8 protein-coding genes are annotated in these 11,764 nt (G+C 55.8%); 2 read left to right on the top strand and 6 right to left on the bottom strand.

Annotated elements, in window-relative coordinates:
- Nucleotides 1-3: 3 nt before the first annotated feature.
- Nucleotides 4-891, top strand: a complete 888-nt coding sequence (gene lsrF / locus ABLV12_RS23875) for a 3-hydroxy-5-phosphonooxypentane-2,4-dione thiolase (protein ID WP_004105939.1) — start codon at nt 4-6, stop codon at nt 889-891.
- Nucleotides 888-1,184: a (4S)-4-hydroxy-5-phosphonooxypentane-2,3-dione isomerase gene (gene lsrG / locus ABLV12_RS23870; RefSeq protein ID WP_004105938.1), complete on the top strand. Its 297-nt coding sequence runs from the start codon at nt 888-890 to the stop codon at nt 1,182-1,184. Before lsrF ends, lsrG begins: the two co-directional genes overlap by 4 nt.
- Before the next feature lie 108 nt (nt 1,185-1,292).
- Here the strand turns inward: lsrG and ygjK are convergent, their stop codons facing one another.
- The 6 genes from ygjK to ebgA all read right to left on the bottom strand — a co-directional run bounded on the left by ygjK (nt 1,293) and on the right by ebgA (nt 11,492).
- Nucleotides 1,293-3,644 (bottom strand): alpha-glucosidase, encoded by a 2,352-nt coding sequence (gene ygjK, locus ABLV12_RS23865; RefSeq protein ID WP_325905492.1) that lies wholly within the window; start codon nt 3,642-3,644, stop codon nt 1,293-1,295.
- Nucleotides 3,645-3,660: 16 nt separating this feature from the next.
- A complete protein-coding gene (gene ygjJ, locus ABLV12_RS23860) occupies nt 3,661-4,719 on the bottom strand; it encodes a protein YgjJ (protein WP_348867406.1) in 1,059 nt (352 codons plus the stop codon).
- 45 nt (nt 4,720-4,764) lie between these two features.
- A complete protein-coding gene (locus ABLV12_RS23855; protein WP_348867402.1) occupies nt 4,765-6,198 on the bottom strand; it encodes an amino acid permease in 1,434 nt (477 codons plus the stop codon).
- Between the two features lie 228 nt (nt 6,199-6,426).
- Nucleotides 6,427-7,860, bottom strand: a complete 1,434-nt coding sequence (locus tag ABLV12_RS23850) for an amino acid permease (RefSeq protein WP_348867401.1) — start codon at nt 7,858-7,860, stop codon at nt 6,427-6,429.
- Between the two features lie 93 nt (nt 7,861-7,953).
- Nucleotides 7,954-8,403, bottom strand: coding sequence for a beta-galactosidase subunit beta (locus tag ABLV12_RS23845; protein WP_016808023.1), 450 nt, complete (start codon nt 8,401-8,403; stop codon nt 7,954-7,956).
- Nucleotides 8,400-11,492 (bottom strand): beta-galactosidase subunit alpha, encoded by a 3,093-nt coding sequence (gene ebgA / locus ABLV12_RS23840; protein ID WP_160886201.1) that lies wholly within the window; start codon nt 11,490-11,492, stop codon nt 8,400-8,402. The genes ABLV12_RS23845 and ebgA overlap by 4 nt, the downstream gene beginning before the upstream one ends.
- Nucleotides 11,493-11,764: the final 272 nt, after the last annotated feature.

Raw genomic sequence — 11,764 nt, 5'->3', positions numbered from 1 at the left:
GAGATGGCTGATTTAGACGATATCAAAGAGGGAAAAAACTTCGGCTTAGACCGTCCGCAGCAGAACACGCTCTATACGCTGAAGGGCTGTGGGTCGCTGGAGTGGGGGATGCAGTCGCGGCTGGCGCGTATCTTTAATCCGCAGAGCAATCGCACGGTGATGCTGGCTTTCGATCACGGCTATTTTCAGGGGCCGACTACCGGTCTGGAGCGTATCGATCTCTCTATCGCGCCGCTGTTCGAGGAGACCGACGTGCTGATGTGCACCCGCGGCGTACTGCGCAGTCAGGTGCCAGCCGCGACCAACAAACCGGTGGTGCTGCGCGCTTCCGGCGGCAACTCGATCCTCAGCGAACTTTCCAACGAGTGCGTGGCGGTGGCGATGGAAGATGCGCTGCGCCTGAACGTATGCGCGGTGGCGGCGCAGGTCTATATCGGCAGCGAACATGAGCATCAGTCCATCAACAACATCATCAAGCTGGTGGACGCCGGCAACCGCTACGGTATGCCGGTGCTGGCGGTAACCGGGGTGGGTAAAGAGATGGCCCGCGACGCCCGCTACTTCTCGCTGGCCAGCCGCATTGCCGCTGAAATGGGGGCACAGTTTGTAAAAACCTACTTTGTTGAGGAAGGCTTTGAGAAAGTGACCGCCAGCTGCCCGGTGCCGATCGTCATCGCCGGGGGCAAAAAGTTGCCGGAGCAGGAGGCGCTCGAGATGTGCTGGCGGGCGATTGACCAGGGCGCATCCGGCGTCGATATGGGGCGGAATATCTTCCAGTCCAGCGCGCCGCGCGCGATGCTGAAGGCGGTGAAAAAAGTGGTGCATGAGAACCTGAGCGCCCGCGAGGCGTATCAGTTCTGGCAGGAGGAAAAACAGGGAGAGCTGCAATGAACGTAACGCTGGTAGAAATCAATATCAAACCGGAACGGGTCGACGAGTTTCTTGAGGTATTCCGCGCCAACCACGAAGGGGCGCTGCAGGAGCCGGGCAATCTTCGCTTTGATGTCCTGCAGGACCCGGAGGTGAAGACGCGCTTTTTTATTTATGAAGCCTATAAAGATGATGAAGCGGTGTTGGCGCACAAGAAAACCCCGCACTATCTGGCCTGCGTAGAGAAGCTGGAGGCGCTGATGTCGCAGCCGCGGCAGAAACGCAGCTTTATCGGCCTGCTGCCGGAGGTGTAAGACGAGTCCTCTCCCACGGAAAGAGGGGGAAAAGAGGAGCCGTCTGTTAAATCGGGAGCCGGACCGTTCCCTCTCCCTGTGGGAGAGGGTTAGGGTAAGGGCACTAGCCTATGGTTTACGGAAAAACTCGTTATACAGCATGTACAGATGCGCCGCGCTCCAGGAGAAGTTCGGCGCGCCCTGCTGAGCGCCAGTGAGCGGATTGTAGTTCTCCTGAATCGGGCCATCGGAGGTGAGCCCCCGGGCGTGCCTGAAGAAGGCGTCCGCCAGCTGCAGCGCCTCTTCGCGGTGGCCGTAGCGCTCCATCCCCTTCAGGCCGAACCAGAACTGGTCCACCCACACGCGGCCGCGCCAGTAAATATCCGCGCCAAACGCCGGATTCGTTAATGCGGCGGTACCCAGCGGTACGAACGTGTTGAACTCTTTGGCGTCCAGCATCACCGAAATGACGTCATCGGCATGCGCCTGAGTGGCCGCGCCGTTGAACAGCGGCGACCAGCCCTCCGGGCCTTTGCCGCGCTCGACGATCGGCCTACCGGCGCAGCCGTTTGCCAGCGGCTGCGCTTCAATGCGAATGTCGTAATAGAATTTGCTCTGCGGGTCGAACATGCAGGTGTTGATATAGTCGGCGAGCTTTTTCGCCAGCGCCCGGTAGCGTTTTGCCTCCTCCGGCTTGCCGAGAAGGGCCGCCATCTCCGCCAGATAGTGGTTGTCGCTGTACATGTAGCTGGCCTGATCGACCGACTCCTGCAGCAGCGAATAGCCGAGCAGATTGCCGCTTTTATCCCGGTTTTCAGCAAATTTCACCGTCCAGTCGCTACGCTTGCCGCCGCCAGCGATGTACTTATCCAACTGATCTTTATCGATAAAGCCGAAAACCGCCGCGTCGTCGCGCCCCGACTCCCAGGAGGCGGCCACCTGCGCCGGGATCTCCAGGCTGTCGTAATCGCCTTTCGCCGTCACCTGCTCGTAGGTTTTCAGGCCGGAAAGCGTCCGTTCTTTATCGCCCTTTTTCACGGTAAACAGCATCGCGCCATCGGCGGTGTTGTGCGCTTTATCGCGGGTCGCGCCGTACTCCGGCACGCCGTTGCCGTTGTGGTCGCGGTTGCGCAGCCACCAGTCATGGTAGGCCTCCAGCTTCGGATACATCTCCGCCAGCCAGGCTTTATCTTTCGTAACGTTATAGACTTCCATCACCGACCAGGCCGCCAGGCTCGGTTTGGTATTTCGCTCGTTCCAGTTGCTGCCGTCGCCGCCGCGTTCCGGGCTCAGGTTCCAGGCGATCAGATCCGGAATGAACCCGGCATCCTGCGGCCGCACTTTATCGTCGGCGGCAATCTGCCAGGAGAAGACGGCACGGATGTTCTCTTTCGCGATCTCCGGGTTGAAGTGGGCCATGGCGTAGGCCTGTTTCCAGGTATCCCACGGCCAGGTCTGGTTGCCTGAGAACCAGCGCCCGGTTACCGACGGCGTGACGGTGTTGTGTTTAACGGCGCCGCCCGGCGCGCGCCAGTTACCGTTAAGGGTTTCGATCGCTTTTACCGCCACCCGGGTTTGCTGCGCCGTAGCATCAGGATTGGTCAGCCCCTTTTGCAGATAGCCGTTCCAGCGCGCCTCGGAAGCGCGCAGATAGTGTGCCGGTCGCGCCAGAATATCGCGGATTTGCGCTTTCTCGAGCCGAACCTGCTCGGCGTTCAGCAGGTGCGAGTAGGTGGTATAGAGCGTGGTCGAGCCGTTGATTTGCGCGCTGCTGGTGAACCGATGGCCGTCGATTTGGGTGACCGTCGGCAGGGAGCGATGGATCTGATACTGCGATTCGCCGGAGGTCATTAAATCCGATGCGGAGCGGACTTTGCCGAAGCTGACGGTCAGGCCGTCGTGGGTCGCGCTCAGGCGGCGCTGATAGTCCGGGAAAGCCTGGTCGATGGTTTGCGTTGACTGCGGTTTCCCCTCTTTGGCGGAGAGTTTCTCCAGCAACTCGCCGTCCCAGACCAGCTTAAGCGGGCTGCTACTGGTGATTTTAGTCTCCAGTAAAGAGGTGTGCGCGCTGGCAAAGCGCAGGGTCATCTCGACCTGTACGCCGGCCGCGGAGAGCTTTTGCACCAGCGCGCCGGGCAGGCTCCAGGCCTGCAGGGTGAAGGCGACTTTCTTGCCGTTCTGGTATACCGTCAGGCGATCGAAATTGGTCGCCATAAAGTTGATGTACTCCTCGGTGAGCAGCGCGGGTCCGGGAAATCCGCCCATGGTGGCCGGACCATCAGGCAGCAGATGCCCATGCCATGCGCCCAAATCGAAAAACGGGTTGAAGCGCTGGTGGTCATCGTTATCAAAATCCTGCATCGCCTGCGGCGCGCCGCTGCGGTTGATAACATTTTTAAAGTCATCCGCGGTCAGCGCGTGGGCGGAAAAGCTTAGCAGTAGGGTGCAGGCCAGCGGCGTAAGAGTAGTGGTAATCTTCACGGTATCTGTATTCCTTTTACCAATAGAAATATTGCATCAGGAAAACCTGATCGCTCGGGTCGCCGGAGGCATTTTTCATGTAGAAGCGGCTGTCCGCAGCGGTGGCAAAACGTCCGCCGCCGTATTCGTACCAGATGCCGAACTGCATAAACGAGGTGGTTTCCTCGGCGGCGCGATCCGGGCGGTGTTTGGCGTAGCTATAGGCGGTAGAGAGATACACGCCCTTGAGCGCTTCATACATAGCGCTGGCCATAAAGCCGGTCTCCGTTCCCGGCACGTCTTTTCCCCTGGCGCGCCCGGTATGATGCCAGGCGCGGGCGGCGAGGTTGGGGGTGAGAATACCGGTCAAAAATAGCTGGCCGGTCCCATCCGTCACCTCAAGCCCGTTCATCCAGGTCACCTCGTTCGCGAGATCGTACTGGATGTAGCCGTTGACCATCGCCGGGTAGGTATATTTATCGTCGTAGCGGTCGTATTTGCCGAAATGGAGCCACGCTTTGCCTTCATCGTGGTGCCCGGAGGGGGTCGCGGTCACGCTGTAGCGAAAATCTCCCGCCAGGTTCTGCACCTTGAGCGCGTACATGATATCGCGCGTATTGGGGATCACGTAGCCGAGGTCGGGCGTGAAATCGCCCCACCACTGCAGATCGTCGAGCGATGAATCCTGGCGCAGGCTGAGCATAATCTCGGTGCTGCTCTCGGTTTTATATCCGCCGTAGAAGCGGTTTATTCCACCTTCAAATCCGCCCCAGCCATGGTCCGCTACCCAGGCATTTCCCTGACGATCGGCCTGAACCGTCCAGCCTTCGCCATAAATTAAACCAAACCAGCTGCCATGCTTTATTTCCAGTCCGCCTTCAATATAGGTGCCATCACTATATTTATGCTTGTCCTCGCCTTCTAGATCCATATATCCGCCAACCCCCAATTCACCGTAAAAACGGTATGAGGTGGCATTAAGTTCAGGCGTATTCATGTCATCATGTTCCGCCGGATGCGCCACATCGACGGCAATAGCCGGTGTGCAAAAAGCCTGGGCGGCAAGCGCCCAGTAAATAGGCCTGTTCTTTTTCATCATTTTATTTAGAGGTACTGTGGTTTTTTGTTTAAGAAAAATAGATTAAGACGCGTCAGAGGCTGGCGCTGCTTCGATTCTTTTTTCTTCCCGAGTTAATCCCTTTACGTATTTGCTGTATTTCCACCATGCAAATCCGAGGAAGATAACGATTCCGCCGACGTTATAGAAAATAATCGTCAGAATATTGCCGCCGGTGGGAAAGGTTGAGGCGACGAAGCCGATAGCGAAAATAACAATCAGCATGGAGACCACCGTAATACCGGTGGTGCGGGAACCCATTTTAAAATCGCGCGGCAGATGATCGAGCTTGCGGCGCAGATTAAGGTACGTCAGCATGATAAACAGCGGCGGCAGCATCGAGGCGGCAGCGGTCATATTGATGATGGTATTCATTAAATCCTGCACGGTACTGGAGCCCATCATCGGAATTATCATTAGCGGAATCACAATCAGGAACTGGATCCACGCCGCGCGCGCCGGTACGCCGTTTTGATTGAGCTCAACGGTTTTTTTACCAAATATTCCGGGCGGGATTTCGGAGAAAAAGATTTTGACCGGCGTCGCAGTCCACATTAATAACGAACCAAACATGGCGGTAAAGGAGACCAGGCCGACAAAACGGTTGACCACGATTTCGGGCAGGCCAAACCATACCGCCATACCGTGGAAGACCTGTACCGATCCGCCGGTAAATTTCAGCTCTTTACTGCTGATAAACACGTTTATCAGTACCGAGGAAATGGAGTACAGCACGCCAATCACGATCCCGGCGAGGATAATGACCTTAACAAATGATTTCGATCCGCCTTTCACGTCATTGACGTACACCGCGACGGACTCCGCCCCGCCGGCCGCCATAAAGATCCAGGTGGTGATGCCGAGGAACGCCCAGTTAAAGTTCGGGATCATTGCATCCACGGTAATCGGATCCGCTGGTTGAATACCGCCCACCAGCGCGCCGCCGGAAAGCAGAATGTAGGAGAGCGTCAGCAGCAGCATTAACGATGAGGTGACCGAGGTGATTGGGCCCAGCATTTTTGCGCCGTTGGTGGAAACCCAGGTCGACAGGGCGAACAGCGCCATGCTCAACATCGTGGTGGCCACGGGCGTCAGAATGTACTCGTATCCGAGGAAAGCGTAGGAGGCATAAGCGATTACCCTCGGCAGCAGCGAGGTAAAAAAGAACAGATTCACGAACCAGTAGGTATAGGCGGTAATAAAGGCCCAGCGCCCCCCTAGCGAGCTTTTCACCCAGGCATAAACGCCCGCTTCGGAGTTTTTATTCAGCGAAACGAATTCCGCGATGATCAGACAGAAAGGAACAAAGTAGAGCAGGGTTGCAAGGAAGAACATCGGCGCCGACGCCAGTCCCAGCTCAATATTGTTATTGATCACGTTATTAAAACTGAAGACGGCGGCGAAGGTTAGCGACAGCAGGCCAAACTTGCCGATGGTATTACGTTTGATATCAGACATAACACATCTCCACACATTGTCCTTCAGAGAATGGCCGAAGGGGATTGTGTTGTTTGTAGGGTAGAGGTAGTTAAGTATTGTGGTTAATTTTAGTAAAATATTTAGTAAATAAAAGCGGTAAAAATGAATTGCTTTAACTCGATCACGAAAATGGTTGGGCGACAGATCATGGCTTGCGGGTAAAAAAATCCCGCCAGGGGATATACCGCTGGCGGGAGCAACGGTGGCTTATTTCACCGTATTTGCCGCTGATTTCAGGCCTGGTTGTTGGTTCTTGCGCTGTTTTTTCTCAAAGCGGGTTATCCACCACCATGCGAGTCCGGAGAAGACTGCGGTCATAAAGACGTTAATGAAGAAGGCGTTCACCAGGTCGACTCCTGGCGGGAAAGCGGAGGCGGTCATGCTGACCAGGAAAATAACGATAAGCATCGACACCACGGCCATCCCAACTTTTCTTGAACCCATGCGGAAGTCGCGCGGCGTGTCGTCATGTTTCCAGCGGAAAACAAAGTAGGCGGCCATGATAAACAGCGGCGGTAGCATTGCGGTCCCGGCGGTCAGGTTGATGGCGGTGTTCATCATTTGCTGAACGCTGGCGGAGCCGAAACCATTCACGATGAGCATCAGAAAGACGAAGACAAATTGCCACCAGGCGGCGCGCACCGGCACGCCGTGGACGTTCAGTTCGGTGGTTTTTTTACCATAGATACCCGCAGGAATTTCCGAGAAGTGAATTTTTACCGGTGCGGCGGTCCACATCATCATGCTGCCGAAAATGGCGATAAACAGAATGATGCCGACGAAGCGGCCCATCAGCGCTTCGGAAATATGGAAATAAGCGCCGAGACCGGTGAAGATTTCCACCATACCGGCTGCATAGGTCAGGTCTTCCCGTGCCACAAAGACGTTGACCAGCAGAGAACCCAGCGCATACATGCCGCCAATCAGGATCCCGGCGGTGATGATGACTTTAATAAACGATTTCTGCCCGCCTTTAGTATCGTTCAGATATGCGGCAATGGTTTCAGCCCCGCCAGCCGCCTGGAAGATCCAGCACATAATCCCCAGCGTCGCCCAGTTGATGGTAGGCGCCATGGCGTGCAGCGTAATCGGCTGCGCGGGGACATGGCCCGCGCCCAGCGCGGTAATAGCACCGACCACGTAAATCGCAAAGAGCGCGAAGACGCCATAAGCCACGCATTCGGAGATTTTCCCCAGCCAGGTCGCGCCTTTGGTGGAAATGTGGGTGGCCATGGCGAACAGAACGATAGAGATCAGCGAAGTGACCATCGGCGAGAAGGGAATGGCGTAACCCATAATGGCGTACGAGGCGTAGGCCACCACGTTCGGCAGCAGCGACAGGAAAAAGAACAGGTTCACAAACCAGTACAGGAACGAGCCGAGATAGGCCGCGCGGGTACCTAAAGGCTGCTTCAGCCAGGCGTACATACCTGATTCGGAATTTTTATTCGCTGACACGAATTCGGCGATGATAAAGACAAACGGAATAAAATAGACCACCGTGGCAAACAGAAAGATAGGGGCGGAACTGAGCCCTAACTCGATGTTATTATTAACGATATTTCGTACGTTAAATACGGCGGCAAACGCCATCGACAGTAGGGCGAACTTCCCTATTTTGGCACGAACTGATTCGGACATAAGTCCTCCGGAAAATGATCTGGCCCGCATTGAGGGCTGGGACCGGGAAGGCCAACGAGTCGATCCGCTGGCCTCATCTTGCGTAACGCGGGCTTACTTATTCAGGAAGTAGCCGTCTTCGATAGTCACTCTGAGCACCACCTTTTTGACCGGCGAGTCACAGATAAAGCGATAAGCTTCGTGGGTATCGCAAATCACCATTTGTCCTTCATGGACCTGCACGGTTTCACCAATGCCTTTCAAATATTCACGGTCAGTTTCATCGCGATAGCAGGCGACGGTCTGCAGCTGCTCTTTAGCGGCAAACTCAATTTTTTGCTGACCCTGGAGGTAGTAATGCACCTCGAAATAGCGGCGGTTGCCAACGAACAGCGCATCCGTGGTGCTGTCGCTTGCCACGCGATAGGAGAGCGAATCGCCTATCGAGTGGGCAACTCCAGGCCGGATATTATCGACATTATTGATAGCTTCTATGCAGCGCTGCCATTTACGTCCACTGTGATAAATTTGCCTAAATTGTTCTAAATTATCGAGAATTCTCATTTTTCAGCCTCGCTGTGTGAATCGGAGGAAAAGAAACCGGCGCCAAAGCTATGATTCGCCAGCGTCTGCGAGGAAGCGCTCCCGCCTTCCAGCGGCAGCAGCGTAAAGCCATAGTTGAACGGTTTGAGCCACACCCGCCAGCTATCCAGCACCTCGCTCCCCCAGGAGTTAGAGCCCAGGCCGAGCAGTTGGGCGTCGATATTCAGGGTGATGTCATCGCTGCGACGCAGTTCGTTACAGTGCTGCGCGGCGTGCAGATTCTCCGCCGTATAGTGCCAGGCGCTGATGTTGAGCGGATCGCGCGGGACCACCATCAGGCCGCTGCCGTGACGGTCGGTAAACGCGGCCCAGCGGACGTGCTGGCGGTTGCCGTTGTTCTGCGGGAACGGGTAGTTCACGAACATGTCGTCCACGGTGGTGCGCCAGACATCAATGATGTTGCTCTGCTGGCTGTCGGCGTAGTTTTCACCGGGACCGCGACCGTAGTAATTCACCTGTTCAAACTGACCGTTAATGCCCAGCATAAAACCGATGCACGGCACGATATGCGGATAGTCGCCATAACGTTCCCCCGCAAGCTCAACGTTAATATGGCCCTGCGGGGTAATCTGCCAGCGATAGGTACAACGCATGCCAAAATCGAAAACCGGCGGAGCGATAATGCTGCGGGTGGTGATAATCACCGAGTCTCCACGCTGTTCGGCGCTGAATTCACGCAGATGCTCCTGCATAATTTGCAGGTGACTGGGCTGCCACAGCCCCTCATATTCCTGCTTGTGGTTATCAATCATCGGCTTGAAGAAGTTAATCTTCGGCTCACGGGTCACCTGGTCTACGCCGTTCACCTGCCATTCGCTCAGTTTGCCGTTGACTTTAGAGAAGACCACGCGGAAGTTATGCCCGGTGATGCTGTAGCTCAGTCGTTCATCAACTATCTGTAGCGGGGTTGCGCTGGCATTCATCAGCGGCGATTTCGTTGCCGTCTGTTCTTTTAGCTGGAACTGGTAAACGGCGATCGGATGGTTGGCCTCGCTATACGGCGTGCGCGAGTCTTTGGTCACCAGGATGTTGAGGAAGGTTTCGCGATCGTCCAGTTCTGGCAGGTCAATGGTGATATCGCGGCTGCTGTTTGCCGCAAGATCGCGCACCTTAAGCTGCTGGCTGGCAAGCGTAGCCCCTTCGGCGCGAACTTCCACGCGCAGGGTGTAGTCATCCAGCGTCGAGAACCAGAGCTTATTATCGATGCGCAGTTCGCCGCGGGCGATGTCGGTTGCCTGAACTTTTACCGGGGCGATAACCTGTTTGTACTCTCTGAGGCCGGGCCCAGGCGTCTGGTCGGAGAAAATCAGACCGTCAAGACAGAAGTTGTAGTTATTAGGATAGTCCCCGTAGTCGCCGCCGAATTTGTACCAAACCGCGCCGCTGTCATCGGTGGCCTGAATCCCGTGATCGCACCACTCCCAGACGTAGTGGCCCTGAATACTGTCGTGTTGATAGAACACGTTCTGGTATTCGCTCAGCCCGCCGGGACCGTTGCCCATCGCATGGGCGTATTCGCAGATAATTCGCGGTTTGGCATGCGGATATTCCCCGAATTCGTTCATCAGCGGCACGCGGGTATACATGGTGGAGATGATATCCACCACCTCCGCGTCGCGATCCTCTTCGTAATGCACCAGACGGGTATCGTCGATCGCTTTTGCGGCGTGATACATCGCCCGAATGTTGCAGCCGTAGCCGGACTCGTTACCCAGCGACCAGATAATGATCGACGGATGGTTTTTCTGCGCGTGAATGTGGCGCACGATTCGTTCGACGTATATATGCTCCCATGCCGGATCATCGGTGATGGCGCTCAGATTGCCGACGTTGGCGAAGCCGTGGGATTCGACATCGGTTTCCGCCATCACGAACAGACCGTAAATGTCGCACATCTCATAGAAACGCGGGTCATTGGGGTAGTGGGCGGTGCGTACCGAGTTGATATTGTGCTGCTTCATCAGCAGCAGATCTTTCTCAACGCGGTCCATCCCTACGGCACGCCCCTTCAGATGGTCGTTGTCGTGGCGGTTAACGCCGTGCAGCATCACGTAGCGGTTATTGATGTAGAACAGGCCGTTGCGCACTTTGATATCGCGAAAACCGACGCGCTGCGGGATAACTTCGATAATCTCTCCGGCGGCGTTTTTCAGCGTCATCACCAGGTGATAGAGATAAGGATTTTCCGCCGACCACTGCTGCGGCGCCTTCACGTCGATCGCAAAGTTGACGTTCAGCTGCTGGCTGATGCTCAGGCGCGGCGTTACGCCTTCATACAGCGCCTTTTCGCCGTCGAACAGCGCGTATTCCAGTGTGGCTGCGCCCGGCTGCGCGGCGAGATTTTCCAGCACCAGCTGGCAGGAGAGGGTGGCGTCGACGTAGTCATCGTTAAAATCGGTGCGCAGAGTGAAGTCCTGGACGTGAAGCGGGTTTTTGCCCACCAGATACACGTCACGGAAGATACCCGCCGACCACCACATATCCTGATCTTCTATATAGGTGGAGTCCGCCCACTGCATGACGCGCACGCAAAGCAGGTTGTCGCCGGTTTTTACCGCGTGACTAATATCAAACTCCGCCGTCAGGCGGCTGCCTTTGCTGAAACCGATGTACTGACCGTTAACGTAAATTTCAAAATAGGTCTCAACGCCATCAAATTTAATCAGAGTCTGCTGGTCCTGCCAGCCCTCGCTGAGGGTAAAGATGCGCTGATAGGCGCCGGTAGGGTTGTCGGTCGGCACGTAGGGAACGTCAATCGGGAAGGGAAAGCCTTCGTCGGTATACTGTAGCTGGCCGTGTCCTTCCATCTGCCACATTCCCGGTACGGTAATCGGCCCCCAGTCGCTCATGTATTGCGAGGTGAACGCTTCCGGCACCCGCAGCGGGTTGTTAAAGAAGCAGAATTTCCACTGTCCGCTAAGGGACAAAAAGCGGCTGCTGGTTTCACGGGCGAAGGTTCGCGCCTGGGCCTGCGAATCGTAAGAGAAGAAATAGGCGCGCGGAGGCAGCCGGTTTTCATGAGTGAGTTGAAGATTTTCCCAGCGATTCATATCGCCTCCCTGAACGGACTAAACGGATAGAAAGTATTTTAGTAAAAGTTTTACTAAATTAAACTGCCAGGAGTGATTTACTTTAACTCGATCACAAAATGAGCGGGTTGGCCGCCAGCGGTCAGGATGGGGAAAAGGTGCAGAGGATGGGGGATGGAGGAAAATCCCGGAGGCGGCGCGCTGCGCCTGTCCGGGCTACCGTTTGGCAGACGGCGGTGAACCCGTAGCCCGATGTGATGGACACCTCCCCCTTACGGCATCAAAGTGCCAGA

Source organism: Klebsiella sp. CN_Kp100, assembly GCF_040065315.1.
Classification (GTDB): domain Bacteria; phylum Pseudomonadota; class Gammaproteobacteria; order Enterobacterales; family Enterobacteriaceae; genus Klebsiella; species Klebsiella oxytoca.
Note: the sequence above shows the minus strand (reverse complement) of the source record. Positions and strands in the feature narration are given on the sequence as shown.